The sequence below is a fragment of the Rathayibacter sp. AY1F2 genome (assembly GCF_002930885.1).
Classification (GTDB): domain Bacteria; phylum Actinomycetota; class Actinomycetes; order Actinomycetales; family Microbacteriaceae; genus Rathayibacter.
In genome coordinates this window covers 184,969-210,051 of record NZ_PSVG01000004.1, presented here as the reverse complement: position 1 = coordinate 210,051, position 25,083 = coordinate 184,969, and the positions used below count along the sequence as shown (strand labels likewise).

The window sequence follows — 25,083 nt, the reverse complement described above, 5'->3', positions numbered from 1 at the left end:
GGTCGTGTCGCGGGTCAGGCCCGGCGCTGGCGCGCGGCGGCGAGGGTGCCGAAGAGGAGGAAGGAGCAGGTCGCGGCGAGGACGGTCAGCAGGGGAGCCTCCCAGCCGCCGCTCGCGTCGTGCGCGAAGCCGATGACGGTCGGGGCGGTGGCGGCCACGGCGTAGCCGATCCCCTGCACCGTGGCCGAGAGCCGCGACGCGTGGGCGTCGGAGCGGGAGAGCCGCACGACGAGCACGAAGACCACCGTGAATCCTCCGCCCTGGGCCGCGCCGCCCAGCACGCACCAGAGCGCCCAGAGCTGCGGCGCGAGCAGCAGCCCCGCCGGCACCGTGCACCAGAGGAGGCCGACGAGCACGATGCTCCCCAGCGGTCCGAGCCTCCGGACCAGGAGCGGGACGCCGAGGGCGCCGGCGACCGCGGCGAGCTGGAACACCGAGGCGCTCGCGCCCGCGGTCGCGATCGAGAAGCCGTTGCGGTCGACGAGCAGCGAGGGGAGCCACGCCGTCACTCCGTAGTACGAGAACGCCTGGCTCGAGAAGCAGAGCGCGAGCGCCAGCACGGTCGCGCTGCGGAAGATCCGCGGAGCCGGTGCGGCCGGTGCGCGGTCGGCGCGGGACGGGCGGGGAGTCGGACGCAGGGCCGCCCGAGGCCCCACGGCCACGAGCCAGCCGCCCAGAGCGAGGGCGTTGAGGGCGAGCCAGACGAGCAGGGCGCCGCGCCAGCCGAGCGCCAGAGCGAGCGGAGCGGTGCCGAGCGAGGTGATCGTCGAGCCGATGTTGAGGGCTGCGGTGTAGACGCCCGTCGTGAGGTCGACGCGCTCGGGAGCGACGTCCCGCCGGATCACGACGGGGAGGACGACGTTGCCGATCGTGATGGAGACGCCGATCAGGATGGTGCCCGCCACGGCCGGTCCCACGTCGCCGATCGATCGGACGATCGTGCCGAGCGCGACGCCGATCACCGTGACGGTCACGGCGGCGTCGGGTCCCGCGCGGCGGATCACCAGGAGGGCGAGCGGAGTCGCCAGGGCGAAGCAGAGCACGGGGATGCTGGTGAGGATCCCCGCCTGGCCCGCGGACAGCGCGAGGTCCTCGCGCACCGCGTCGATGATGGGCGCGACGGCGACGATCGGACCGCGCAGGACCAGCGCGACCAGGGCGACCGCCACGACGAGGAGCCAGGGAGCGCTCCGGCGCGCGGTCATCGGGGCGTCGAGGGCCGCGGCACCCCGGTCAGCCGGCCAGGCCGGGGACCCCGGCCGAGAGGTTGCCGACGATGGTGAAGACGCCCGACACCAGACCGAGGATCCCGGTGACGAGTCCTGCCGTCGCGAGCCCGCGACCGCCTCCGACGACCGGTGCGGCCGCCCGGCCCTTCGCCGAGAAGACGATGGCGAGGATCGAGGGGATCAGCAGCGGATTGATCAGCAGGCTCAGGACGCCGAGCACGAGGCTCGCGATCGCCATCGGGTTGCGGCCCGCCGCGGAGGACGGGGCGGACGGATAGGCGTACAGCTCCTGCTCCGGAGCGCCCGGGGGCGTGCCGTAGGCGGGAGCGGGCGCCGAGGAGGACGGGCGGGACCGGTCGGTCCACGCCGCGCCGTCCCAGTAGAGCTCCGAGCCGAGGTCGGCCGGGTGCGGGTACCACCCGGGCGCGGGCAGCGGAGCGGAGTCGTCGGGCATGGGGCGAGTCTAGAGCGGCGCCGATCAGCTCTTGGGCTGCTCGATGCCGAGCGCGTTCCCGTCGGGATCGAGGATCCAGGACGCCCAGACGCTGCCGCGGTCGGCCACGCCGTTCTCGGTGCGCAGCTCGTCGCTGTCGTAGTCCTCCGGAGCCACGCCCCGAGCCGCCAGCGCGTCCAGCTCGGCGCGCAGGTCGGCCACCCGCCAGGCGGCCTTGGTCTGCTCGTCCTTCGAGCCCGTGGTGCTGGCGGTGACGGTGAGCCGCGTGCCGCCGCAGGAGTAGGCGATCGCCGACTCGCTCTCCTCGAGGACCTCCAGTCCCAGGGAGCCTGCGTAGAAGGCGCGGGAGGCGGCGAGGTCGCGGGAGAGCAGAACGGGGCCGATGGGGGAGTCGGAGAGCACGGTGAGTCCTTTCGTCGGTGGGCCTCCAGTCGACGCCCGCTGCGGCCCGGCGCGGAAGGGGTTGCCACCGGGCCGGCCGGAGGGAGCTGGCGCGGCAGAATGGCCTCGGCCGTGCCCGCCGCGCGGCCGGGAGGAGCCCTCATGAGCTGGACCATCGACGAGGTGGCGTGGACCCACCCGGACGCCGAGCGTCTGCGCGACGCGCAGCGGTGCGAGCTCGACGAGCGCTACGGCAACGACGACCACGAGCCCGGCACGCCGCCCTCGGCCGACGACGTGCCCGTCTTCCTCGTCGCCCGCGACGCGAGCGGCACGGCGGTGGCCTGCGGCGGACTGCGGCCTCTCGACGACGACGTCCTCGGACCGGGGGCGATCGAGGTGAAGCGGATGTTCGCCGACCGCGCCGCCCGCGGCACCGGAGCGGCCACGGCCGTCCTGCGCGCGCTCGAGGCGCGGGCGGCCGCTCTGGGCACGACGCGCCTGGTGCTGGAGACCGGGACGCTCCAGCCCGACGCGATGCGGTTCTACCTCCGGGAGGGCTACCACGCCATCCCGCCGTTCGGCGCCTACATCGGGTCCGAGCACTCGGTCTGCTACGCCCGCGATCTCGCTCCCGGCGCCTGAGCGTCAGCGGCGCAGGGTCTCCACCGGGTACTCGCCGAAGCGGCGGTGGTACGCCCCCGAGAAGCGGCCCTGGTTGAGGAAGCCCCAGCGCGCGGAGACGGCGCGCACGGTCTCCTCGCCCGGAGCGCCCTCGCGCAGCTCGACGCGCGCCCGGTCGAGACGCACGCCGCGCAGGTAGCCGAGCGGAGTGTCGCCGAAGTGCCTCCGGAACGCGGCCTGCAGCGCCCGCGGAGTGAGCCCCGCCGCTGTCGCGATGTCGGACACGGTGACGGGCGACGCGGCGAACGCGTGCAGGAACTCGGCGGCACGCAGCAGGTGCTCGAGCCCCGGCCGCAGCACCTGCGCCGGAACGACGACCGGCCGGTGCGCGAAGGTCGCGAGCAGGTGCAGAGCGACGCCGCGCTCGGCCGCCACGAGCTGCAGCGCTGTCGCCTCGCGCCCCGACCGGAGGACGCCCGCGAAGTCGTCGACCGCCCGCCACCAGCCCGGGAGTGCCGACGCGGAGGCGATCGAGCGGTGGTCGAAGACGAGCGGCAGCGGCACGCCGTCGCCGGCCTCGGACGCGACCTGCTCGAGGAGGCCGGCGGCCACGTGCACGAGCCGCTGCTGGAAGTCGCGGCTGACGAACTCGAACGGACGCGCGCTGGGGAACACGACCGGCCGCCCCGGCAGGTGGACGATCCGATCGCCCTCCGGGTCCACCACGCTCGTGCCGGAGAGGAACCACGAGACGACGTACTCGCCCGCCGGACGCAGCCCCCCGGACACGGAGCCCCGGAACACAGACGTCCGCAGGCTCACGCCCTCGCTCCCGGAGACGTCGTAGCGGAAGGAGAAGGGCCGCTCGACCGGTTCCGTCCGGAATCCCGACCCGCCGTAGCCGTCCGAGTAGAAGCGCCGCGCCTCCTCCAGGTCGGCCCCGGAGCGCGTGAAGCGCTGCAGCGCAGGACCGGCACCCATCGGACCAGGATGCCACCTGGACGGATTGCGCACCGGTCGCCCCCGCGCCCCTCTCCGGGGCACGTCCTGTCGGCAGGGTGACGGGATCGGACGACACGGACGGAGACGCATGGAGATCAGCGCACGCAGACTCGCGGCACGCGACGCGGTGGCCGTCGTCGCCGTGCTCGCCGCACTCGAGGGGGCGCTCGCCGTGGACTCCCTGCCGCCCGGCCTGGAGGAGGTCCTCCTGCACCAGCTCGAGCGCAGCTCGCTCGTGCTCCCCGGCGCCGACCGGGACGAGCTCGCCTCCGCTCTGCGCGCGCTCGGCGTCCGCGTGCGCGACGCGCTCGGGTAGAGGCCGCCGCCGACTACAGTCGAGGGGTCAACCGAGCCCGAGGAGTGCCCGCACGTGTCGAACGAACCGTCGAATCCCGCAGAGAACGAGTCCCACTCGGTCGTCACCGAGGCGGGCACGGGATTCACGCACTTCACCGACCGGGCCGTGGTCGCGATCCGCGTCAACGGGGAGCTCAAGGACCTCGCCGCCGACGTCGTGCCGGGCGACCGCATCGAGCCGGTGCTCATCTCCTCGCCGGACGGGCTGAACATCCTCCGCCACTCCGCGGCCCACGTGCTCGCGCAGGCGGTGCAGCAGATCAACCCGGAGGCGAAGCTGGGCATCGGCCCGCCCGTCACCGACGGCTTCTACTACGACTTCGACGTCGAGGAGCCCTTCACGCCCGAGGCGATGAAGGCGCTCGAGAAGGCGATGGACCGCATCGTCCGCCAGGGCCAGCGGTTCGTGCGCCGCGTCGTCTCCGAGGAGGAGGCGCGCGCCGAGCTCGCCGGCGAGCCCTACAAGCTCGAGCTGATCGGGATCAAGGGAGGGGGAGCCGAGGACGAGAGCGTCGAGGTCGGCGGCGCCGAGCTCACCATCTACGACAACGTCGACCCGCGTTCCGGCGAGACGGTCTGGAAGGACCTCTGCCGCGGTCCGCATCTGCCCAACACCCGCATGATCGGCAACGGCTACGCCCTGACCCGCAACGCTGCCGCCTACTGGCGCGGCTCGGAGAAGAACCCGCAGCTGCAGCGCGTCTACGGCACCGCGTGGCCCACGAAGGACGAGCTGCGCGAGCACCAGGCCCGCCTCGAGGAGGCGGCGCGCCGCGACCACCGCAAGCTCGGCAACGAGCTCGACCTGTTCTCCTTCCCGGACGAGATCGGCTCCGGCCTCGCGGTCTTCCACCCCAAGGGCGGGATAATCCGCTACGAGATCGAGCAGTACATGCGCGAGCAGCTGCTCGCCCACGACTACGAGCTCGTCTACACGCCGCACATCACCAAGGGCGACCTGTTCCTCACGAGCGGGCACCTGCAGTGGTACTCCGAGGGGATGTTCCCCCCGATGCACCTCGACGAGCTGCAGGACGAGGACGGCAACGTCACCCGCCAGGGCCAGGACTACTACCTCAAGCCCATGAACTGCCCGTTCCACAACCTGATCTTCCGCTCGCGCGGCCGCAGCTACCGCGAGCTCCCGCTGCGCCTGGCCGAGTTCGGCACCGTGTACCGCTACGAGAAGAGCGGCACCCTGCAGGGCCTCACCCGCGTGCGCGGCCTGACCCAGGACGACGCCCACATCTACGTCGCGCAGGAGGACGTGTCGGCCGAGCTGACCCGCAACCTCGAGTTCGTGCTGCAGGTGCTGCGCGACTACGGCCTCGACGACTTCTACCTCGAGCTGTCCACGAACGAGGAGGGCAACCCGAAGTTCGTCGGTGCGCCCGAGCAGTGGGAGGAGGCGATCGAGTCGCTGCGCGCGGTCGCCGTCGCCTCCGGTCTCGAGCTGGTTCCGGATCCGGGAGGAGCGGCTTTCTACGGTCCGAAGATCTCGGTGCAGGCGCGCGACGCCATCGGCCGCACCTGGCAGATGTCGACCATCCAGCTCGACTTCAACCAGCCCGAGCGCTTCGAGCTCGAGTACACGGCCTCGGACGGCTCGAAGAAGCGGCCCGTGATGATCCACCGCGCGCTCTTCGGCTCCATCGAGCGCTTCTTCGCGATCCTCACCGAGCACTACGCCGGGGCGTTCCCGGTCTGGCTGTCGCCGGTCCAGGTCGTGGGCATCCCGATCGCCGACGAGTACCTGCCCTACCTCGAAGAGGTCGTCGGCGAGCTCAAGCGGTCGGGCATCCGCGCCGAGATCGACTACTCCAGCGACCGGATGCAGAAGAAGATCCGCAACGCCACGCTGCAGAAGGTGCCCTTCCAGATGATTGTGGGGGAGAAGGACCGCGACGCCGGAGCCGTCAGCTTCCGCTTCCGCGACGGCACGCAGGAGAACGGGATCCCGGTCGCCGACGCCGTCGCGCGCATCCGCGAGGCCGTCGCCTCGAAGGCGCAGGTCTGAGCGTGAGCGACGGCTGCGCGCCCGAGGGGGCGGAGGGCTCGGCGCACCTCGCCGGGGTTCCCGACGAGTTCCAGCGCCTGTGGACGCCGCACCGGATGGTCTACATCCAGAAGGGGCAGCCCGGAGCCGACGACTGCCCCTTCTGCGTGGCGCCGACGCTGAGCGACGAGGAGGCCCTCATCGTCGCCCGCGGGGAGCACGCCTACGTCCTGCTGAACCTGTTCCCGTACAACTCCGGCCACCTCCTGGTCTGCCCGTACCGGCACATCCCGCTCTACGACGAGGCCACTCCCGAGGAAGTGGCCGAGATCGGAGCGCTCACGCAGACGGCGATGCGCGTCGTCCGCTCGGTCTCGAACAACGACGGCTTCAACCTCGGGATGAACCAGGGCGCGGTCGCGGGAGCGGGGATCGCCGCGCACCTGCACCAGCACGTGGTTCCGCGCTGGGCGACCGACGCGAACTTCTTCCCGATCATCGCCCGCACGAAGGCGCTCCCGCAGCTGCTCGGCGACGTGCGGGCGAGCCTCGCGGCGGCCTGGCCGAGCCTCTAGACCGCCGCCCGGCCCCCTGTCCAGCGCCGCGGACGGCGGGCGCCGTCTCGTAGACTCGGAGCTGCCGTCGGCGGAAGTCGCCGCACAGAACAGGACTCGCGAACATGACCGACACCACCACTCCGTCCTCGTCCGCTCCCGAGCAGTTCGGCTCGAGCCGCGTCAAGCGCGGTCTCGCCGAGATGCTCAAGGGCGGCGTCATCATGGACGTCGTCGACGCCGATCAGGCCCGCATCGCGGAGGACGCCGGCGCGGTCGCCGTCATGGCGCTCGAGCGCGTCCCCGCCGACATCCGCTCGCAGGGCGGCGTCGCACGCATGAGCGACCCCGACCTGATCGACGGCATCGTCTCCGCCGTGTCGATCCCCGTCATGGCGAAGGCGCGCATCGGCCACTTCGTCGAGGCGCAGATCCTGCAGGAGCTCGGCGTCGACTACATCGACGAGTCCGAGGTCCTCTCGCCCGCCGACTACGTGAACCACATCGACAAGTGGAACTTCACCGTCCCCTTCGTCTGCGGAGCGACCAACCTGGGCGAGGCGCTGCGCCGCATCACCGAGGGCGCAGCGATGATCCGCTCGAAGGGCGAGGCCGGCACCGGCGACGTCTCCGAGGCGACCAAGCACATCCGCACGATCTCCGGCGAGGTCAACCGCCTGAAGGCGATGACCAAGGATGAGCTCTACGTCGCCGCGAAGGAGCTGCAGGCCCCCTACGACCTGGTCGTAGAGATCGCCCGGACCGGCAAGCTCCCCGTCGTTCTCTTCACCGCCGGCGGGGTCGCGACCCCGGCCGACGCGGCGCTGATGATGCAGCTGGGCGCCGACGGCGTGTTCGTCGGCTCCGGCGTCTTCAAGTCGGGCGAGCCCGCCAAGCGCGCGGCCGCGATCGTGAAGGCGACCACCTTCTTCGACGACGCGAAGGTCGTCGCGGAGGCCTCGCGCGGCCTGGGCGAGGCGATGGTCGGCATCAACGTGGCCGACGTGCCCGCGCCGCACCGCCTCGCCGAGCGTGGCTGGTAGCGCCGACGCGCCGCTCGCCGGCGCAGGATCGACGCGGGAGTCCCTCGAGGGGCTCCGCGTCGGGGTCCTCGCGCTGCAGGGCGACTTCCGCGAGCACGCGCACGTCCTGCGCGAGCTGGGCGCCGAGGTGGTGCTGGTGCGACGCCCGGAGGAGCTCGCCACCGTCGCGGGGCTGGTCATCCCGGGCGGCGAGTCCACGGTGATGGACAAGCTGTCGCGCCTCTTCGGCCTCGCGGAGCCGGTCGTCGAGGCGATCAGTGCGGGGATGCCCGTCTACGGGACCTGCGCCGGGCTGATCATGCTCGCCGACCGGGTCCTCGACCGCATCGACGGCCAGAGCAGCTTCGGCGGCCTGGACGTGTCGGTCCGGAGGAACGCGTTCGGCAACCAGCTCGACTCCTTCGAGACCGATCTCGACGTGCCGGCCATCGGCGATCCGCCGGTGCACGCGGTCTTCATCCGCGCACCGGTCGTGGAGGAGCTGGGCGAGCGGGCGACCGCGCTCGCCAGTGTCGCCGACGGGCGGGTGGTCGCGGTCGAGCAGGGCAACCTCCTCGGGACGGCGTTCCATCCCGAGATCACCGGCGACTACCGGTTCCACGAGCTGTTCCTGCGGAAGGTCGCGGCGACGCGCTTCGGCGACTGACCCGCTGCCGTCCCCTCCGCCAGGGGTGGACGGTGCGGGACCCGCGGGCCAGGGTGGTCGCATGCCCGAACTCCCCGAGGTCCAGGCCCTCGCCCTCGATCTCGACGCGCGCCTGGGCGGACGCGTCCTCGAGCGGCTCGACGTGTTCGCGATCTCCGCGCTCAAGACCGTCGCCATCCCGCCGTCGGCTCTGTCCGGCGAGACCGTCCACGGAGTATCGCGGCACGGCAAGTTCCTCGACATCGCAGTCGGCGAAGCCCACGTCCTCCTGCACCTCGCCCGCGCCGGCTGGGTCCGCTGGCGGCCCGAGCGGCCGACGGCGCCGGCGAAGCCCGGCCGGGGACCGCTCGCCGCGCGGCTCGTCCTCGACGACGGGTCGGGGTTCGACGTGACGGAGGCCGGCACCAAGAAGAGCCTCGCGCTCTCGATCGTCGCCGATCCGCTCGACGTCCCGGGCGTCGCCCGGCTGGGTCCCGATCCGCTGGACCCGGAGTTCACCGAGGAGATCCTCGGCGCGATCCTCGCCACGGCGGGCAGGGCGCAGGTGAAGGGCGTCCTCCGCGACCAGTCCCGCATCGCCGGCATCGGCAACGCCTACTCCGACGAGATCCTCCACGTGGCGCGCATGTCGCCCTTCAAGCCCGCCGCGCTCACCGCCGACGAGCTGGACCGCCTCTATGCGGCCCTCCGCTACACACTCGAGGAGGCGCTCGCCCGCGCCGAGGGCCTGCACGCGGCCGACCTCAAGCGCGAGAAGAAGCTCGGCATGCGCGTCCACGGCCGCACAGGAGAGGCGTGCCCCGTCTGCGGCGACACGATCCGCCAGGTGGTCTTCCACGACTCCACGCTCCAGTACTGCCCCACCTGCCAGACCGACGGCAGGATCCTCGCCGACCGGCTGCTGTCGCGGCTGATCAAGTAGCGAGCCGGTCCCTGCCCGGCTCGCCGCGGTCGGCTTTCGGAGATGGCGGGGCGGGTGGAGCGGGTCGCGTTCGCCTACAGCGATCCGCTGGCACGCGGATCACTGGTTCGGCTGTGCTTGTGGCGAGCCGGTCCTCGCCCGGCTCGCCGCGGTCGGCTTCCGGAGATGGCGGGGCGGGTGGAGCGGGTCGCGTCCGCCTACAGCGGTCCGCTGGCACGCGGATCACTGGTTCGGCTGTGCTTGTGGCGAGCCGGTCCCTGCCCGGCTCGCCGCGGTCGGCTCTCGGGGGTGGCTGGGTGGGTGGAGCGGGTCGCGTCCGCCTAGCGCGATCCGCTGGGACGCGGATCGTGCGTTCGGCGGTGCTTGTGGGAGCCGGTCCCTGCCCGGCTCGCCGCGGTCGGCTCTCGGAGTTGGCGGGGCGGGTGGAGCGGGTCGCGTCCGCCTACAGCGATCCGCTGGCACGCGGATCACTGGTTCGGCGGTGCGGGGGCTGCCGAGACGGCGGCTCGTCTCCGGCGAGGAGGGTGTGGAAGTCTCGGTGCTCGGGCCGAGACGGGCGCGGACCGGCTCTCGAATAGACTGGCCCCTGCCATCAGCGGCGCCCTCGGGGGCCGCACGCAACGAGATTTCCGAGGGAGCACCGTGTCCGGGCATTCCAAGTGGGCCACGACCAAGCACCAGAAGGCGATCAAGGACTCGCGCCGCGCGAAGTCCTTCGCCAAGCTGATCAAGAACATCGAGGTGGCCGCCAAGATCGGCGGCGCCGACCTCTCCGGCAACCCGACGCTCGTCGACGCCGTGCAGAAGGCGAAGAAGACCTCGGTGCCGAACGACAACATCGACCGCGCGATCAAGCGCGGCGCCGGCCTCACCGGCGAGGTCATCGACTACACGACGATCATGTACGAGGCCTACGGCCCCAACGGCATCGCCCTGCTCGTCGAGTGCCTCACCGACAACAAGAACCGCGCCGCGGCGGACGTCCGCACCGCGATGACCCGCAACGGCGGCACCATGGCCGACCCGGGCAGCGTCGCGTACAACTTCGCGCGCAAGGGCGTCATCTCCGTGCCCCACGGAGAGAGCGTCACCGAGGACGACGTGCTCGGCGCGGTCCTCGACTTCGGTGTCGACGACGTGCTCGACCACGGCGAGAGCTTCGAGGTCCGCGTCGAGCCGAGCGAGCTCGTCCCGGCCCGCTCGGCCCTGCAGGAGGCGGGCATCGACTACGACTCCGCCGACATCGAGTTCGTCGCCTCCCTCCAGGTCGAGGCCGACGCCGAGACGGCCCGCAAGGTCTTCCGCCTGATCGACGCGCTCGAGGACTCGGACGACGTGCAGAACGTCTACACCAACCTCGACATCACGGCCGAGGTGCGCGCCGAGCTCGAGAACGAGGAGTGACGCGGTGAGCCCGGCCCGATCCTGGAGGGCGGCCTGATGCGCGTCCTCGGGATCGACCCCGGGCTCACCCGCTGCGGCGTCGGCATCGTCGACGTCTCGCGCGACCGCCGCGCGACCCTCGTGCACGTGACGGTCCTCCGGACACCGCCCGACGACGCGCTGGAGCGCCGCCTGCTGGCCCTGGGCGACGGGCTCGAGGCGCTGCTCGACGAGCACCGCCCCGACGCCGTCGCGATCGAGCGGGTCTTCGCGCAGAACAACGTCAGCACCGTGATGGGCATCGCGCAGATCAGCGGCGTAGCCCTCGTCGCGGCGGCCCGGCGCGGGCTCCCGGTCGGGATGCACACGCCGAGCGAGGTGAAGGCCGCCGTCACCGGTTACGGAGCCGCGGACAAGCGCCAGGTCACCGCGATGATCCAGCGCGTCCTCCGGCTCGACGCCCCGCCGCGGCCGGCCGACGCGGCCGACGCCCTCGCCCTGGCCGTCTGCCACGCCTGGCGGGCGCCTCTCGCGCGGTCCTCCGGGTCGGCGGGAGCCGGTGCCGACGGAGCGGCGGGCGGCACAGCAGCGCAGCGGGTGTGGCGCGCCGCCGAGGCCGCGAGTCGAACGCCTGTTCGAGCATCTAGACTGACGCGGTGATCTCCTCCCTCCGCGGCACCGTCCTCTCCGCCCGCGGGAGTCTCGCCGTCCTCGACGTTCACGGCGTCGGCTACGCGGTGAACGTGACCCCGCAGCACGCGCTCGAGATGCGCGTCGGCGACGAGACCACGGTCAGCACCGTGCTCGTCGTCCGCGAGGACTCGCTCACCCTCTACGGCTTCCCCGACGAGGAGCAGCTCGAGATCTTCGAGCTGCTGATCGGCGTGACCGGCGTCGGCCCGAAGTCCGCGCTCGGCGTGCTCGGCGCGGTCGAGCCGGACCGGATCGCGCAGGCGGTCGCCGACGAGGACGACGGGGTGTTCCGGAAGGTCAGCGGCATCGGCCCGAAGACGGCCAAGCTGATCATCCTGTCGCTCGCCGGCAAGGTGACCGTCCGTCCGCGCGCCGCCCGCGGCTCCGGTCCCGCCGCCACCGCCGCGCAGAACGTGCTCGCGGCGCTCGTCGGCCTGGGCTGGCCCGAGCGCACCGCGGCCGATGTGGTCGACGAGATCCTGCTCGACGCGCAGGCCTCCGACGCCGCGAACGTGCAGGCGCTGCTCCGGCTCGCCCTCGCCCGCCTCGGTCCGGCGGCCCGCTCGTGAGCGACGAGGTGCTGGGCGCCGCGGTCGCATCGGAGGCCGAGGTCGCCTTCGAGGGCGCCCTGCGGCCCAGGAACCTCAGCGAGTTCGTCGGCCAACGCAAGGTGCGCGGCCAGCTCGAGCTGCTGCTCAAGGCCGCGGCCATGCAGGGCCGGACCCCCGACCACATCCTCCTGGCGGGCCCGCCCGGTCTCGGCAAGACGACCCTCGCGATGATCGTGGCGGAGGAGAGCTCCTCGCCCCTGCGGCTCTCCAGCGGCCCCGCGATCCAGCACGCGGGCGACCTCGCCGCCGTCCTCTCCTCGCTGCTGCCCGGCGAGATCCTCTTCATCGACGAGATCCACCGCATGGCGCGCTCCGCGGAGGAGATGCTCTACCTCGCGATGGAGGACTTCCGGATCGACATCATGGTCGGCAAGGGGGCGGGAGCGACGTCCGTCCCGCTGGATCTCGCCCCGTTCACGCTCGTCGGCGCCACGACCCGCTCCGGCCTGCTGCCCAATCCGCTCCGCGACCGCTTCGGCTTCACCGCGCACCTCGAGTTCTACGCGGAGGACGAGCTGCGGCAGGTGCTCGCCCGGGCGGCACGGCTGCTCGAGCTCGACATCGACGCGGACGCGATCGCCGAGATCGCCGGCCGCTGCCGAGGCACCCCGCGCATCGCCAACCGCCTGCTCCGGCGGGTGCGGGACTTCGCCCTGGTCCACGGCGGACGGGCCGACGTGACCGCCGTCCGCGCGGCGCTGGAGCTCTACGACGTCGACGCGATCGGACTCGACCGGCTCGACCGCGCGGTGATGGAGATCGTGCTGACCCGCTTCGACGGCGGGCCGGTCGGCCTGAACACCCTCGCCGTGTCGGTGGGGGAGGAGGCGGAGACGGTCGAGGCCGTCGTCGAGCCGTTCCTCGTGCGGATCGGATTGCTGACCCGGACGCCGCGCGGCCGCGTGGCGACCCCCGCCGCCTACCGCCACTTCGGCATCGACCCCCGGGGGACGGCGGCTCAGCCGCCCCTGTTCCCCGATGATCTATGATTCTCTAGGCCCGACGGGCCGCTCGATCCGCTCCGCCTCGACCTGAGGCCGCGCGGCGGATCGCCCATCCACTCCGGAAGGCCCACCCATGGATCCGACGATCATCCTGCTCGTCCTGCTGCTCGCCGTGATGATCATCTTCATGTTCCGCAACAACAAGAAGCGCCAGCGCGACGCGGAGAGCATGAAGAACAACCTCCAGCCGGGGGTGGAGCTCATGACCGGCTCCGGCCTCTTCGGCACCGTCGTGTCGATCGACGACGAGGCGAACAAGATCGTCATCGAGTCGACCCCCGGCACGCTGCTGACCATCCACCGTCAGGCGATCGCCCGCCTCATCGACCCGAGCGAGAACGCCGTCGCCGTCGACACCGAGGACGAGGCCGACCCGCTGACCGCGACCGGCTCGCCCGAGTTCGGCGAGCGCGACTCCGCGCACCGCGACCCGCTGGTGGACCCGGTCGAGCGCGACCGCCGCCCCGACGCGCAGTAGTCTCCTGGTCGGGCCGGGCGCATCGGCGCCCGCCCGCCCTTCTCCACGCCCGGGCGACCCCGGGCCGATCACCGTCGACCGAAGAGAAAGCTGAGCCCTGGGTGGCCGCATCAACCCCCGTCCGGAAGGCCCGCCGCTCCCTGAGCTGGCTCGGTGTCCTGATCCTCGCTCTCGTCGGACTCAACACGGCGGCCGTCCTCTGGGGCGGCGGCTCCTGGACGCCGAAGCTCGCCCTCGACCTCGAGGGCGGCACGCAGATCGTCCTGCAGCCGCAGCTGAACGACGGCGACACCGTCTCGTCGGAGCAGCTGACGCAGGCCGTCTCGATCATCCGCCAGCGCATCGACGCGTCCGGCGTCTCCGAGGCCGAGATCACGACCCAGGGCTCGAGCAACATCGTCGTCTCGATCCCGGGCACGCCCGACGACGAGACGCTCCAGCGCATCGAGGCCTCGGCGAAGCTCGACTTCCGCCCGGTCCTCGTCGCGAGCCAGGCCACCAACAGCTCGGTCGGCGGCGACGCGACGTCCTCGCCCACGCCGACGCCCGTCGACCCGTCGCTCGCGACGGAGCCGACCGCCTCGCCGACGAACGCGAGCGACCTCGCCTACCTCACGCCGGCGCTCGAGGCCCAGTACACCTCGTTCGACTGCGCGTTCCTCAACGGCCAGGACCCGAACCTCGCCCCGGCCGACCAGCCGCTCATCACCTGCGACGACAGCGGGACGGTGAAGTACGTCCTCGGCCCGGTGGAGATCACCGGCGAGGACATCTCGGACGCCTCGAACGGCCTGATGACGACCTCCTCCGGCGCCAGCACCGGCACCTGGGCCGTCAATCTCTCGTTCGACGACCAGGGCACGCAGGCCTTCGGCGACGTGACCTCGCGCCTCGTGGCGCTGCAGGGTGCGCAGAACCAGTTCGCGATCGTCCTCGACGGCCGGGTCATCTCGGCCCCGTCGACGAACGCCGCCATCACCGACGGCAACGCGCAGATCTCGGGCTCCTTCACCCAGGAGTCGTCGAAGACGCTCGCCGACCAGCTCAAGTACGGCGCGCTGCCGATCGGCTTCCAGGTCCAGAGCTCGGACAGCATCTCGGCGACGCTCGGCTCCGCCCAGCTCGCCAGCGGCCTGCTCGCCGGCCTCATCGGCCTGATCCTCGTCATCGTCTACTCCATCGCGCAGTACCGCGTGCTCGGAGCCGTCACGATCGCCTCGCTGCTCGTCGCGGCGATCGTCACCTACCTCGTCGTCACGCTGCTGTCCTGGCGGGAGGGACTGCGCCTCTCGCTCGCAGGAGTCGCGGGTCTCATCGTCGCGATCGGCATCACGGCCGACTCGTTCATCGTGTACTTCGAGCGCATCCGCGACGAGCTCCGCGACGGACGCGGCCTCGAGTCCGCCGTCGAGTCCGGCTGGCGGCGCGCGCTGCGCACGATCTTCGCGTCCGACATGGTGAACCTGCTCGCCGCGGTGGTCCTCTTCCTCCTCGCCGTCGGCAGTGTCCGCGGCTTCGCGCTCACCCTCGGGATCACGACGATCATCGACCTGATCGTGGTGGCGCTGTTCACCCACCCGATCCTGCAGCTGATGGCCACGAGACCGTTCTTCGCCGAGGGGCACAAGGCCTCGGGCCTGGATCCCCGGGCGCTCGGGGCCGTCTACCGCGGCCGAGCCGCCTTCCGTCCGCAGGACCAGGTGGTCGCCGGCAAGCGCGCCTCCGCGTCCCGTGAGGCGGCCAAGCGCCAGACCATCGCCGAGCGGAAGGCCGCCGAGGCGGCCGGCCTGCGCGACTCCAACGACTCGAACGGGAAGGACGCGTGATGGCCAGCTTCTCGCAGTTCGGAAACGACCTCTACACCGGTGCGCGATCGATCGACTTCGTCGGCCGGCGCCGCACGTGGTACCTCGTCTCGCTCGCCCTGATCCTGATCACGCTGCTCGGTACGGTCGCCCGCGGCGGCTTCAACTTCGGCATCGAGTTCACCGGCGGCTCGCAGTTCACGGTGTCCTCGCCGTCGAGCCTCGAGCAGGCGACGGCGACGGACGCGGTCACCTCGGTCGCTCCGGAGACCGTGCCGCGCGTGTCCATCGTCGGCGACGACTCCATCCGCGTGCAGACCGGCCAGCTCTCGACCGACGAGTCGACCGCGGTGCGGAACGCCCTGTCGGAGGCCTACGACGTGCCCACCGACCAGGTCGCCTCCTCCTTCATCGGAGCGGCGTGGGGCAACGACGTGACCCAGCAGGCCCTGCGCGGCCTGGTGATCTTCGTGGTCCTCGCGGCCCTGGCCATGTGGGCGTACTTCCGCACCTGGAAGATGTCGCTCGCGGCGATCGTCGCGCTCCTGCACGACCTCGTGATCGTGGCGGGCGTCTACGGCATCACCGGCACCGAGGTGTCGCCGGCGGCGGTGATCGGACTGCTGACGATCCTCGGCTACTCGCTCTACGACACGGTCGTGGTCTTCGACAAGATCCGCGAGAACACCGTGGAGGCGCTCGGCAGCACGACCCGCACCTTCTCCGAGACGGTGAACCTGGCCGAGAACCAGACTCTCGTGCGCTCCATCAACACCTCGATCGTCGCCGCCCTCCCGGTGGCCGCGATCCTCGTGATCGGTGCGTTCGTCCTCGGCGCGGGCACGCTCCGCGACATCTCGCTCGCCCTGCTGATCGGCATCATCGTCGGCACGTACTCGACGATCTTCGTCGCGGCGCCGCTGTACGCCCAGCTGCGCAGCCGGGAGCCCGAGATCTCCAAGCACGACAAGCGCGTGGAGTCGGCCCGGGCGAAGGCGACCGCGCCGGCCGCGCCGGCCGTGCAGGGCTGAGCCGTGGCCGACTACGCACAGGTCACGGCGGCCGACGCCGTCGGACTCGTCGAGCGCGACGAGGTCTGGCTGCTCGACGTCCGGGAGCCGCACGAGTGGGCGGCGGGGCATGCTCCGGCCGCCCACCACATCCCGATGGGGGAGATCGGCGCCCGGCAGGACGAGCTCCCGGCCGACACGGCGATCCTGGTGGTCTGCCACTCCGGAGTCCGCTCCGCGATGGTGACGCAGGCCCTCGACGGCGCCGGCTACGAGGTCGCCAACGTCGACGCCGGCATGACCGCCTGGGCCGCGGCGGGCGGCGACGTGGTCGACGGCGAGGGGCGCCCGGGACGCATCGGCTGACGCCGGCGCCGTCCGCCCCGGGCGGAACGGTCATCGGCGCCGTCCGCACGGGCGATAATGGGGCGATGGAGATCCTCGCGTGACGGAAACGACGACGACGTCCTCGACCGCTGCCCTGCGCAGACTGGTCCCGCGGATCTTCTCGCGCGCGCAGCCCTCCGGTGCTGTCGACACCCTCGTCCGCACCGTCCGGATGCACCATCCGAAGAGCGACATCGCGCTGATCGAGCGCGCGTACTCGGTCGCGGAGCGGGCGCACGCGAACCAGAAGCGCCGCAGCGGCGAGCCCTATATCACTCATCCGCTGGCCGTCGCGCAGATCCTCGCCGACCTCGGCATCGGCTCGAAGACGATCGCCGCCGCGCTGCTGCACGACACCGTCGAGGACACCGACTACCAGCTCGACGAGCTCCGCGCGGACTTCGGCGACGAGGTCGCGATGCTCGTCGACGGCGTCACCAAGCTCGACAAGGTCAAGTACGGCGACAGCGCGCAGGCCGAGACCGTCCGCAAGATGATCGTGGCGATGTCGAAGGACATCCGCGTCCTGATCATCAAGCTCGCCGACCGCCTCCACAACGCGCGGACCTGGGGCTTCGTCCCCGCCGAATCCGCCGCCCGCAAGGCCACCGAGACTCTCGAGATCTACGCGCCGCTGGCGCACCGCCTCGGCATCCAGGCGATCAAGTGGGAGCTCGAGGACCTGTCCTTCGCGGTGCTCTACCCCAAGATCTACAACGAGATCGAGAGCCTGGTGAAGCGGCGGACGCCGCAGCGCGAGGAGTTCGTGCAGAACGTCATCGACCTGATCAGCGAGGACCTGCGGGCCGGGCGGATCCGCGGTCGTGTCGTCGGCCGGCCGAAGCAGTATTACTCGATCTACCAGAAGATGGTCGTCCGCGGTCGCGAGTTCGACGAGATCTACGACCTGGTCGGCATCCGCGTCCTCGTGAACTCGGTGCGCGACTGCTACGCCGTGCTCGGCTCGATCCACGCCCGCTGGACGCCGATGCCGGGCCGGTTCAAGGACTACATCGCCACTCCGAAGTTCAACCTCTACCAGTCGCTGCACACGACGGTCGTCGGGCCGAAGGGGCGTGCGGTCGAGATCCAGATCCGCACCAACGAGATGCACCAGCACGCGGAGTTCGGCATCGCGGCGCACTGGAAGTACAAGGAGCAGATGGCCACCGGCAAGGTGCCCACCTCCGGATCGAACGACACCGACCTCGCCTGGCTCGCGCACCTCTCGGACTGGCAGTCGGAGACCACAGACCCGAACGAGTTCCTCGACTCCCTCCGCTTCGAGATCGGCGCCAAGGAGGTCTACGTCTTCACCCCGAAGGGACGCGTGATCGGCCTGCCGACCGGTGCGACCCCGGTCGACTTCGCCTACGCGGTGCACACCGAGGTCGGGCATCGGACGATGGGCGCCAAGGTCAACGGGCGCCTCGTGCCGCTGGAGTCGGCTCTGACGACGGGCGACGTGGTCGAGGTCTTCACCTCGAAGAACCCCGACTCGGGACCGAGCCAGGACTGGCTCCACTTCGTGCAGAGCCCGCGGGCCCGCAACAAGATCCGGCAGTGGTTCACCAAGGAGCGGCGCGACGAGGCGATCGAGCAGGGCAAGGACTCCATCGCCCGGGCGATGCGGAAGCAGAACCTGCCGCTGCAGAAGCTGATGAGCCAGGACACTTTCACCGAGGTGGCCAGCCAGCTGCGCTACAACGACGTCGAGGCGCTCTACGCGGCCGTCGGCGAGGGCCACGTCTCGACCCAGTCGGTGCTCGAGAAGGTCGTCTCCTCCATCCAGGGCGATCCGGAGTCGGACGAGAACGAGGTCACCCTCCCGCGCTCGCCCCGGCCGCGGAGCCGGAGCAGCGAGTCGGGCGTCCTCGTGAAGGGCGCGCCGGACATCCTCGTGAAGCTCGCGAAGTGCTGCACTCCGGTTCCGGGCGATCAGATCGTCGGATTCGTGACGCGGGGAGCCGGCGTCTCCGTGCACCAGGCGAGCTGCCACAACGTGCAGGAGCTGCTGAAGGAACCGGAGCGGATCGTCGACGTCGAGTGGGCGCCGTCCTCCAAGAGCATCTTCCTCGTGCAGATCCAGGTCGAGGCGCTGGACCGCTCGGGCCTGCTGAGCGACGTGACGCGCGTGCTCTCGGAGCACCACGTCAACATCCTCTCGGCGACGGTCTCGACCTCGAGCGACCGGCTGGCGATCAGCCGGTTCGTCTTCGAGATGGGCGACACCACCCACCTGGACCGCGTGCTGAACGCCGTGCGCCGGATCGACGCCGTCTACGACGTCTACCGGGTGAACGCGGGCTGATCCCCGGGCGGCGCCTCGCCGAGCGCCGCCCGCAGCCGTCGTCCGACGATCCTCCGTCCGGCGACGGCGCTGCCCTCCTCCAGCCTCGCGAGGACGGCGTCGAGGCCGGTCCGGGTGCTCCGAGAGAGCGCCCGGAGGATCGCGCCCGCGTCCTCCGTCCGGGCGAGGTCGATCAGCGTGCGAGCAGGCGACGTGACCGGCGCGCCGCCGAGGAGGACGACGTCGTCCTCGTCGAGCAGGACCTCGTGGCAGCGCAGGCGGGGGTTCGACGGCGCCTGTCGGCGCTTCCGCCGGTCGATCGAGGCGCTGTGCACCGGCGGCGGGCCGTGCGTCGCCCCGTGCACCCATGCGGCGGAGAGACGATCGGCGACGGCGCCGCGGGGGAGCAACGAGCGCAGGGAGGCGGCCCGCTCGGACGCCCCCAGGGGCAGGTCCGCGACGAGGAAGCCCTCGTCGAGCGCGACCAGCTCGCCGTCGAGGCGGGCGGCGCACAGCTCCGCGAGAGGGAGGTGCCCGGGGAGGAGCACGGAGGGGAGGCGCATCCGGCCATGCTGGCCGATGCGCCTCCCCTCCGGAGCGTCGCGAGCGGATCTGTGGAGGGATCCGCCGGCGCGGGTCTAGCCGATCGCGTCGAGCCAGACCTTGCGGGCGTCGAGCGCCTCCTGAGCCTGGGCGATCGCGTCGCGGTCGCCGCGCGCCTTCGCCTCGTCGAGCTCGTCCTGGAGCTTCTGGATCGCGGCGGTCAGCTGCGAGGCGAGACCCTCGGAGCGGGCCTTGCGCTCCGGGTTGCTGCGGTTCCAGTGCTCCTCGTCGAGCTTGCGGACGTGCGCCTCGACCTTGCGGAGGCGGTCCTCGACGGTGCGCACCTGCTCGCGCGGCACGCGGCCGACGGCGTCCCAGCGCTCCTGGATCGAGAGCAGCACCCGCTTGGCCTTCTCGCGGTCCTGCTCCTGCAGGAGCGGCTCCGCCTCCTCGAGGAGGGCGAGCTTGAGGTCGAGGTTCTCGGTATACTCGACGCTCTCCTGCGCGACGATCTCGGCCTTGGCGCCGTAGATCGCGTCGCCGGCGGCCTTGAAGCGCGCCCAGAGCGCGTCGTCGAACCGCTTGCCTGCGCGGCCTGCGACCCGCCAGCGCTCCAGGAGCGCGCGGTAGTCCGGGATGGCATCGGCGCCCTGCGGCACCAGCGCCTCGGCCTGGTCGATGAGCGCCTGCTTGGCCTGCTTGGCCTCGCGGTGCGCGGAGTCGAGGTCGGCGAAGAACGCCTTGCGGTTCTGCTCGATCGTGGTGCGCGCTCCGCGGAACCGGCGCCACAGCTCGTTCGCGTCGTTCTTGGGAAGGCGCGGGCCCTGCTGCTGGTGGTTCTGCCAGCGGGCGAAGAGGTCGTCGATCGCGGCGCTGGCCTGCTTCCACTGCGTCTTCGCCGGGTCGACCGCCGCCAGGGCCTCGGCCTCGGCGACGATGGCCTCGCGGTGGGCGAGGGCCTCGGACAGCGCGGCCTTCGACTCGGCCGCCTGCTGCTCGGTCAGATCCTCGACGGAGCCGCTCAGCGCGTCGACCCGGGTCTGCAGCGACTCGAGGTCGCCGACGGCGTTCGCCTGCGCGATGGCCGCGGACAGCGACTGCACCGTGCGGGCGACGTCTCCGGCGGGTGCGCCCCGCTTGGCGCGCTGCTCGAGCAGGGAGACCTGCCCGGCGAGCTCCGTGTACTTGCGCTCGTAGTAGGCGAGCGCCTCCTCGGGAGTCGCATCGGGGTACTGGCCGACCTCTCGCTCCCCGTCGCCGACGCGGACGTAGACCGTCCCGTCGTCGCCGACCCGTCCCCACGGCTGCTGGTCACTCATCGCTCGGAGCCTCACCTTGCTGTTCGATGTCGTGCTTCTCGGTGCCCGTCGCGTCGTCGGCCGGTGGGGCTCGACGGCCGGAGGGCCGAAGACCGCGCTCGGCCGCGAACGGGCAGTGACGACAAGCCTATTGCACTCCCCGCGCGGGCGGACCGTGACGACGCCGCGGGTGCGGCTACTGGACGGAGACGGAGGTGATGGTCACGGGCTCGGCGGGGGCGCCGTCACCCGATCCGTCGGCCGTGCCCTTCGACACGACGTCGCTGACGAGGGCGTCGAGTCCCGAGGTGACCTGCCCGAGCACGGTGTACCCGCCGGCCGCGTCGGCGGGCAGGGTCGTGTCCTGGTAGACGACGAAGAACTGGCTTCCCTGGCTGTAGCCGTTGCCGCCCTGGCGGGCCATCGCGATGGTCCCGGCCGGGTAGACGCCGTCCTCGGGCGCGTTCTCGACGGGGCCGTAGCTGTAGCCGGGGCCGCCGGTGCCGTCGCCGTTCGGGTCGCCGCATTGGAGGACGTAGAGGCCCTCCGTGGTGAGGCGGTGGCAGGAGACGCCGTCGTAGAAGCCGGACTGCGTCAGCGAGATGAAGGAGGACACCGCCTGCGGGGCAGCGGCGCCGGCGAGCGTGATGCCCAGCGGGTCCTCGCCGATCGTGAGCGTGCCCGTCCAGTCGCGGCCCTCGGCGATGTCGGAGGAGGGGACGTCGCCGGTGTTCGCCCCCGTCGCCTCGGGCGTCGGGGTCGCGGAGGAGGAGGACGTCGGCTCGGCGACCGGGGTGCCGGGGCCGCCGGAGAAGTAGAGGATCTGGGCGACGACCGCGAGCCCGATCACGACGACGGCGGCGATCGCCGCGATCACGTTGTCGCGCACGCGCCGCTTCTGCCTCGAGCGGTGGAGGCTCTGACGGGCCTGGTAGGCCCGGAGCCGGGTGCGCGCCTCGCGGTCGTTCGACTTGCCCTGGGCCACGTGTTCCTCCGACGTCCTCGTCCGCGCGGCTTCGGCGCGGCGGCCCGCGCACGCAGGCCGCGTCGAGCCTACGAGAACCGCCGGAGGCACGACAAACGCCGCTCCGTCGCGCCGGGCAGTCGGGCCGGGGCTCTGTCGGAGGCCGTCGTTACGCTGGGGGCATGACCATGCAGCAGGCCGGACTCCGCTCCGGGGCGACTCCGCTCGCCGTGCGGATGCGGCCGCGCAGCCTCGAGGAGGTCGCCGGCCAGCGCCACCTCCTGACGCCCGGCTCGCCCCTGGTCGCCCTCGCCGCCGACACGACGGGGGAGCGGGGAGCGGTGTCCGTGATCCTCTGGGGCCCTCCCGGCACGGGCAAGACCACGCTCGCGCAGGCGGTGGCCCACTCCAGCGGCCGCCGCTTCGTCGAGCTCTCCGCCGTCACGGCGGGCGTGAAGGACGTGCGGCAGGTGATGGAGGAGGCACTCTCCACCCGCGACCTCTACGGCACGTCCACCGTGCTCTTCCTCGACGAGATCCACCGCTTCACCAAGGCGCAGCAGGACGCACTGCTGCCCGGGGTCGAGAACGGGTGGGTCATCCTCATCGCGGCCACGACCGAGAACCCCTCGTTCTCGGTGATCGCGCCGCTGCTCTCGCGCTCGCTCCTGCTGACCCTCGAGCCGCTCAGCGACGACGACCTGGGCGTCCTGGTCGACCGCGCCCTGCACGACGAGCGGGGTCTGCGCGACTCGGTGACGCTGGAGGAGGAGGCCCGGGCGAGCATCGTGCGGCTCGCCTCCGGAGACGCCCGGCGGGCGCTGACCGCGCTCGAGGCCGCCGCCACCTCCGCCCGCTCGGAGGCCCGCGAGGCCGACCGGGTCGCCCGCGCCGCCGCCGCGGAGGACCCGGACGAGGAGGACGAGGACGACGAGGGCGCTCCCGTCGAGGCCGCCGCCGAGGAGCCCGCGCTCCCCGTGATCACGACCGAGGTCGTCGCGCGCGCCGTCGACCGCGCCCTGCTGCGCTACGACCGCAACGGCGACGAGCACTACGACGTCATCAGCGCCTTCATCAAGTCCATCCGGGGCTCGGACGTCGACGCGGCGCTGCACTACCTGGCCCGGATGATCGAGGCGGGGGAGGATCCGCGGTTCATCGCCCGCCGCATCATCGTCTCCGCGTCCGAGGACATCGGCATGGCCGACCCGCAGGCGCTCGTCGTCGCGATCGCCGCGGCCGACGCCGTGCAGTTCATCGGCATGCCGGAGGGGCGCATCCCGCTCGCCCAGGCGGTCGTGCACCTGGCGACCGCCCCGAAGTCGAACGCGTCCTACTCCGCCATCGACGCGGCCATCGCGGACGTGCGCGCGGGCCGCGCGGGTCGGGTGCCGGCGCACCTGCGCGACGCGCACTACCCCGGCGCCAAGAAGCTCGGCCACGGGAAGGGCTACCGGTACCCGCACGACGCCGACCTCGGCGTCCTCGAGCAGCAGTACCTCCCGGACCCGCTCCAGGGCGCGCGGTACTACCGGCCCACCGAGCACGGCAACGAGCGCGACGTCTCCGCACGACTGGCGAAGCTCCTGCGCATCATCCGCGGCGACCGGGGCTGACCGCGCCGACCGCGAGCTCGCGCGACCCGCACGGGAGGCCGTGGCCTGATAGTCTTGCGAGGTTGCCCACCGCTCTGTAGCCGAGCGGAGCAGCGCATCCCTCTGAATCGCGCAGCCCGCCACTGCGGTCACCCTTCCCCCGCACCCGCGGAGGACACGACCGCGGCGTCCGCCCTCCTCCCGGAGCCGGCGGTCGAGAGCTGCGACCGAACCTCTCAGACCTTGGAAGGACCACTGTGTCGACCACGTCCCGTACCCGCTCGAAGACGCGCCTCTCGCGCGCCCTCGGCATCCCCCTGACCCCGAAGGCCGCCCGCTACCTCGAGAAGCGTCCCTACGCTCCCGGCGAGCACGGCCGCTCGAAGCGCAAGGCCGACTCCGACTACGCGGTCCGCCTGCGTGAGAAGCAGCGTCTGCGCGCCCAGTACGGCATCCGCGAGAAGCAGCTCCGCATCGCCTTCCAGGAGGCGCGCCGCACCCAGGGCCTGACCGGTGAGAACCTGGTCGAGCTCCTCGAGATGCGCCTCGACGCCCTCGTCCTGCGCTCGGGCTTCGCCCGTACCACCGCGCAGGCCCGCCAGTTCGTCACCCACCGCCACATCATGGTGGACGGCAAGACGGTCGACCGCCCCTCCTTCCGCGTGAAGCCGGGCCAGGTCATCCACGTCAAGACCCGCTCCGAGGGCACCGAGCCCTTCCAGGTCGCCGCCGCCGGTGGACACGTCGACGTCCTCCCCAAGACCCCGGGCTACCTCGAGGTCGAGATCGACAAGCTGCAGGCGACGCTCCTGCGCCGCCCGAAGCGCGCCGAGGTCCCCGTGACCTGCGAAGTGCAGCTCGTCGTCGAGTACTACGCGGCCCGCTGAGTCCAGCCCCGCAGAGAAAGGCCCCGGTGTGCGCACCGGGGCCTTTCCCGTTCCCGGGGTCGCGATCCGGAGTGCCCGCCGCGCTCCGAGAGTCCCGCGCTGCGCCCGATCCGGCCGTCGCGCCCGAGCCGAGCGCCCGTCCCCGCGTCCGACCCTCTCGCGGGCCGTCGGTAGGCTGGAGTGCCGCGCTGGGCGGCATCGAACGGAGGTCACCGTGACCGGTGGAGACATCGCAGGGCTCATCGCCGCGGGGGTGTTCGCGATCCTGGTGGCGATCACCGCCGTCCCGCTCTGGAAGCTCGGGCGCGTCTTCGACAGCACGAGCGAGGCCATCAAGCAGGCCAGCGACGGCCTGACGCCGATCCTCGACGAGTCGGCCTCCACCCTCCGCGAGGCCAACCACCAGCTCGCGCGGGTGGACACGATCACCAAGGACGTCGCCGAGGTCACCGGCAACGTCAACGCGCTCGTCGCTCTCACGGCCGCGACCGTCGGCGGTCCGCTCATCAAGCTCGCCGGCTTCACCGCCGGAGTCCGCGCCGTGCTCGTCGCCGGACGGACGGCCGACAAGGCCGGAGCCGCGGTCGGCCGCTCCGCCGCGAAGCGCACGAAGCGCCCGCGCTCGAAGTAGCGCCGCGCCCGCGCCCTAGAATCGAACGGGTCGTCGCGCCGTCGCGCCCGCCCCGCCGCTGTGGAAGGACACCCCGTGAAGAACATCCTCCTGATCGTCATCGGGATCGGCCTCGGATTCGCGGTCGCCCACCAGGTCTCGCGCACCGAGGCGGGCGCCCGGCTCTTCGCCGACATCAACCGCACCGCGAAGGAGCTCGGCGAGGCCGTCTCCGAGGGCTACCACCAGCGCGAGGCCGAACTGAAGGCCGCCATCGGCGAGGGCTGACGCCCCGCCGCCCGACATCCGCGTCGTCA

The 25,083-nt window shown here is 72.1% G+C and carries 27 protein-coding genes; 20 read left to right on the top strand and 7 right to left on the bottom strand.

Translation table 11 applies throughout. The features are described 5' to 3' along the window. Positions 1-14: 14 nt before the first annotated feature. Genes C5C54_RS05340 through C5C54_RS17885 form a run of 3 tightly spaced genes read right to left on the bottom strand, consistent with a single transcriptional unit; the run spans position 15 to position 2,085 of the window. A complete protein-coding gene (locus C5C54_RS05340) occupies positions 15-1,205 on the bottom strand; it encodes a CynX/NimT family MFS transporter (protein WP_104287929.1) in 1,191 nt (396 codons plus the stop codon). A gap of 28 nt (positions 1,206-1,233) precedes the next feature. Continuing rightward, complete coding sequence (locus tag C5C54_RS05335; RefSeq protein ID WP_104274259.1) at positions 1,234-1,683, bottom strand: DUF2510 domain-containing protein; 450 nt, start codon at positions 1,681-1,683, stop codon at positions 1,234-1,236. Positions 1,684-1,707: 24 nt separating this feature from the next. Further along, a complete protein-coding gene (locus tag C5C54_RS17885) occupies positions 1,708-2,085 on the bottom strand; it encodes a VOC family protein (protein WP_104224632.1) in 378 nt (125 codons plus the stop codon). Between the two features lie 141 nt (positions 2,086-2,226). On the opposite strand from C5C54_RS17885, the gene C5C54_RS05325 reads away from it, so the two are divergent. Beyond that, entirely contained in the window at positions 2,227-2,709 is a 483-nt protein-coding gene (locus C5C54_RS05325; protein ID WP_104225442.1) for a GNAT family N-acetyltransferase, read from the top strand. A 3-nt stretch (positions 2,710-2,712) separates the two neighbouring features. Here C5C54_RS05325 and C5C54_RS05320 read toward each other — a convergent pair whose 3' ends face one another. After that, positions 2,713-3,669, bottom strand: coding sequence for an AraC family transcriptional regulator (locus tag C5C54_RS05320; protein WP_104327523.1), 957 nt, complete (start codon positions 3,667-3,669; stop codon positions 2,713-2,715). 109 nt (positions 3,670-3,778) lie between these two features. Between C5C54_RS05320 and C5C54_RS05315 the strand changes: the two genes are divergently transcribed. From C5C54_RS05315 to C5C54_RS05245, 15 genes are all read left to right on the top strand, one after another. Further along, entirely contained in the window at positions 3,779-4,006 is a 228-nt protein-coding gene (locus C5C54_RS05315; RefSeq protein ID WP_104225342.1) for a hypothetical protein, read from the top strand. A gap of 147 nt (positions 4,007-4,153) precedes the next feature. Then, positions 4,154-6,064, top strand: a complete 1,911-nt coding sequence (gene thrS / locus C5C54_RS05310) for a threonine--tRNA ligase (protein WP_258063232.1) — start codon at positions 4,154-4,156, stop codon at positions 6,062-6,064. A gap of 2 nt (positions 6,065-6,066) precedes the next feature. After that, positions 6,067-6,618, top strand: a complete 552-nt coding sequence (locus C5C54_RS05305) for an HIT domain-containing protein (RefSeq protein ID WP_258063230.1) — start codon at positions 6,067-6,069, stop codon at positions 6,616-6,618. A 104-nt stretch (positions 6,619-6,722) separates the two neighbouring features. Next, positions 6,723-7,640 (top strand): pyridoxal 5'-phosphate synthase lyase subunit PdxS, encoded by a 918-nt coding sequence (gene pdxS / locus C5C54_RS05300; RefSeq protein WP_104224629.1) that lies wholly within the window; start codon positions 6,723-6,725, stop codon positions 7,638-7,640. Positions 7,641-7,713: 73 nt separating this feature from the next. Beyond that, complete coding sequence (pdxT, locus tag C5C54_RS05295) at positions 7,714-8,286, top strand: pyridoxal 5'-phosphate synthase glutaminase subunit PdxT (RefSeq protein ID WP_244229657.1); 573 nt, start codon at positions 7,714-7,716, stop codon at positions 8,284-8,286. A gap of 61 nt (positions 8,287-8,347) precedes the next feature. Then, the gene (locus tag C5C54_RS05290; RefSeq protein WP_104267372.1) at positions 8,348-9,208 is read left to right on the top strand and encodes an Fpg/Nei family DNA glycosylase; all 861 of its coding nucleotides are present in this window, start codon (positions 8,348-8,350) and stop codon (positions 9,206-9,208) included. Between the two features lie 642 nt (positions 9,209-9,850). Then, a complete protein-coding gene (locus C5C54_RS05285; protein ID WP_104224772.1) occupies positions 9,851-10,612 on the top strand; it encodes a YebC/PmpR family DNA-binding transcriptional regulator in 762 nt (253 codons plus the stop codon). Between the two features lie 36 nt (positions 10,613-10,648). Further along, complete coding sequence (gene ruvC / locus C5C54_RS05280) at positions 10,649-11,251, top strand: crossover junction endodeoxyribonuclease RuvC (protein WP_104287927.1); 603 nt, start codon at positions 10,649-10,651, stop codon at positions 11,249-11,251. Continuing rightward, positions 11,248-11,853, top strand: coding sequence for a Holliday junction branch migration protein RuvA (gene ruvA, locus C5C54_RS05275; RefSeq protein ID WP_104225337.1), 606 nt, complete (start codon positions 11,248-11,250; stop codon positions 11,851-11,853). The genes ruvC and ruvA overlap by 4 nt, the downstream gene beginning before the upstream one ends. Further along, positions 11,850-12,884, top strand: a complete 1,035-nt coding sequence (gene ruvB, locus C5C54_RS05270) for a Holliday junction branch migration DNA helicase RuvB (RefSeq protein WP_104273292.1) — start codon at positions 11,850-11,852, stop codon at positions 12,882-12,884. Before ruvA ends, ruvB begins: the two co-directional genes overlap by 4 nt. An 88-nt stretch (positions 12,885-12,972) precedes the next feature. After that, positions 12,973-13,377, top strand: a complete 405-nt coding sequence (gene yajC, locus C5C54_RS05265) for a preprotein translocase subunit YajC (RefSeq protein WP_104224768.1) — start codon at positions 12,973-12,975, stop codon at positions 13,375-13,377. 101 nt (positions 13,378-13,478) lie between these two features. After that, a complete protein-coding gene (secD, locus tag C5C54_RS05260; protein ID WP_104246772.1) occupies positions 13,479-15,203 on the top strand; it encodes a protein translocase subunit SecD in 1,725 nt (574 codons plus the stop codon). After that, positions 15,203-16,213, top strand: a complete 1,011-nt coding sequence (gene secF, locus C5C54_RS05255) for a protein translocase subunit SecF (RefSeq protein WP_104233316.1) — start codon at positions 15,203-15,205, stop codon at positions 16,211-16,213. Before secD ends, secF begins: the two co-directional genes overlap by 1 nt. A gap of 3 nt (positions 16,214-16,216) precedes the next feature. Then, on the top strand, positions 16,217-16,558 hold the full coding sequence (locus tag C5C54_RS05250) for a rhodanese-like domain-containing protein (protein WP_104224765.1): 342 nt from the start codon (positions 16,217-16,219) through the stop codon (positions 16,556-16,558). Positions 16,559-16,637: 79 nt separating this feature from the next. Further along, positions 16,638-18,890, top strand: coding sequence for a bifunctional (p)ppGpp synthetase/guanosine-3',5'-bis(diphosphate) 3'-pyrophosphohydrolase (locus C5C54_RS05245; protein WP_104261518.1), 2,253 nt, complete (start codon positions 16,638-16,640; stop codon positions 18,888-18,890). Here the strand turns inward: C5C54_RS05245 and C5C54_RS05240 are convergent. The 3 genes from C5C54_RS05240 to C5C54_RS05230 form a co-directional block, all read right to left on the bottom strand. Continuing rightward, positions 18,869-19,432 carry a type IV toxin-antitoxin system AbiEi family antitoxin gene (locus C5C54_RS05240; protein ID WP_104225333.1) on the bottom strand — a complete coding sequence of 188 codons (564 nt, stop codon included), beginning with the start codon at positions 19,430-19,432 and terminating at the stop codon, positions 18,869-18,871. The two genes, C5C54_RS05245 and C5C54_RS05240, sit on opposite strands and share 22 nt — an antisense overlap. Before the next feature lie 75 nt (positions 19,433-19,507). Then, complete coding sequence (locus tag C5C54_RS05235; RefSeq protein WP_104233314.1) at positions 19,508-20,731, bottom strand: DUF349 domain-containing protein; 1,224 nt, start codon at positions 20,729-20,731, stop codon at positions 19,508-19,510. A 175-nt stretch (positions 20,732-20,906) separates the two neighbouring features. Further along, positions 20,907-21,695, bottom strand: a complete 789-nt coding sequence (locus C5C54_RS05230; RefSeq protein ID WP_104267370.1) for a peptidylprolyl isomerase — start codon at positions 21,693-21,695, stop codon at positions 20,907-20,909. Positions 21,696-21,856: 161 nt separating this feature from the next. Between C5C54_RS05230 and C5C54_RS05225 the strand changes: the two genes are divergently transcribed. From C5C54_RS05225 to C5C54_RS05210, 4 genes are all read left to right on the top strand, one after another. Beyond that, entirely contained in the window at positions 21,857-23,290 is a 1,434-nt protein-coding gene (locus tag C5C54_RS05225; RefSeq protein ID WP_104225330.1) for a replication-associated recombination protein A, read from the top strand. Positions 23,291-23,526: 236 nt separating this feature from the next. Next, entirely contained in the window at positions 23,527-24,156 is a 630-nt protein-coding gene (gene rpsD / locus C5C54_RS05220; RefSeq protein WP_068210518.1) for a 30S ribosomal protein S4, read from the top strand. 214 nt (positions 24,157-24,370) lie between these two features. Beyond that, positions 24,371-24,787: a DUF948 domain-containing protein gene (locus tag C5C54_RS05215; protein WP_104224759.1), complete on the top strand. Its 417-nt coding sequence runs from the start codon at positions 24,371-24,373 to the stop codon at positions 24,785-24,787. 75 nt (positions 24,788-24,862) lie between these two features. Beyond that, complete coding sequence (locus C5C54_RS05210; RefSeq protein ID WP_104225329.1) at positions 24,863-25,054, top strand: hypothetical protein; 192 nt, start codon at positions 24,863-24,865, stop codon at positions 25,052-25,054. The last annotated feature ends 29 nt before the right edge of the window (positions 25,055-25,083 follow it).

Excerpts from the sequence above, each read along its gene's own strand:
- C5C54_RS05240 (WP_104225333.1), bottom strand. The coding sequence starts at position 19,432 with ATGCGCCTCCCCTCCGTGCTCCTCCCCGGGCACCTCCCTCTCGCGGAG.
- C5C54_RS05325 (WP_104225442.1), top strand. The coding sequence starts at position 2,227 with ATGAGCTGGACCATCGACGAGGTGGCGTGGACCCACCCGGACGCCGAG.
- C5C54_RS05315 (WP_104225342.1), top strand. The coding sequence starts at position 3,779 with ATGGAGATCAGCGCACGCAGACTCGCGGCACGCGACGCGGTGGCCGTC.
- yajC (WP_104224768.1), top strand. The coding sequence starts at position 12,973 with ATGGATCCGACGATCATCCTGCTCGTCCTGCTGCTCGCCGTGATGATC.
- C5C54_RS05290 (WP_104267372.1), top strand. The coding sequence starts at position 8,348 with ATGCCCGAACTCCCCGAGGTCCAGGCCCTCGCCCTCGATCTCGACGCG.
- C5C54_RS05235 (WP_104233314.1), bottom strand. The coding sequence starts at position 20,731 with ATGAGTGACCAGCAGCCGTGGGGACGGGTCGGCGACGACGGGACGGTC.
- C5C54_RS05335 (WP_104274259.1), bottom strand. The coding sequence starts at position 1,683 with ATGCCCGACGACTCCGCTCCGCTGCCCGCGCCCGGGTGGTACCCGCAC.
- C5C54_RS05320 (WP_104327523.1), bottom strand. The coding sequence starts at position 3,669 with ATGGGTGCCGGTCCTGCGCTGCAGCGCTTCACGCGCTCCGGGGCCGAC.
- C5C54_RS05340 (WP_104287929.1), bottom strand. The coding sequence starts at position 1,205 with ATGACCGCGCGCCGGAGCGCTCCCTGGCTCCTCGTCGTGGCGGTCGCC.
- ruvC (WP_104287927.1), top strand. The coding sequence starts at position 10,649 with ATGCGCGTCCTCGGGATCGACCCCGGGCTCACCCGCTGCGGCGTCGGC.
- secF (WP_104233316.1), top strand. The coding sequence starts at position 15,203 with ATGGCCAGCTTCTCGCAGTTCGGAAACGACCTCTACACCGGTGCGCGA.
- pdxS (WP_104224629.1), top strand. The coding sequence starts at position 6,723 with ATGACCGACACCACCACTCCGTCCTCGTCCGCTCCCGAGCAGTTCGGC.
- C5C54_RS05225 (WP_104225330.1), top strand. The coding sequence starts at position 21,857 with ATGACCATGCAGCAGGCCGGACTCCGCTCCGGGGCGACTCCGCTCGCC.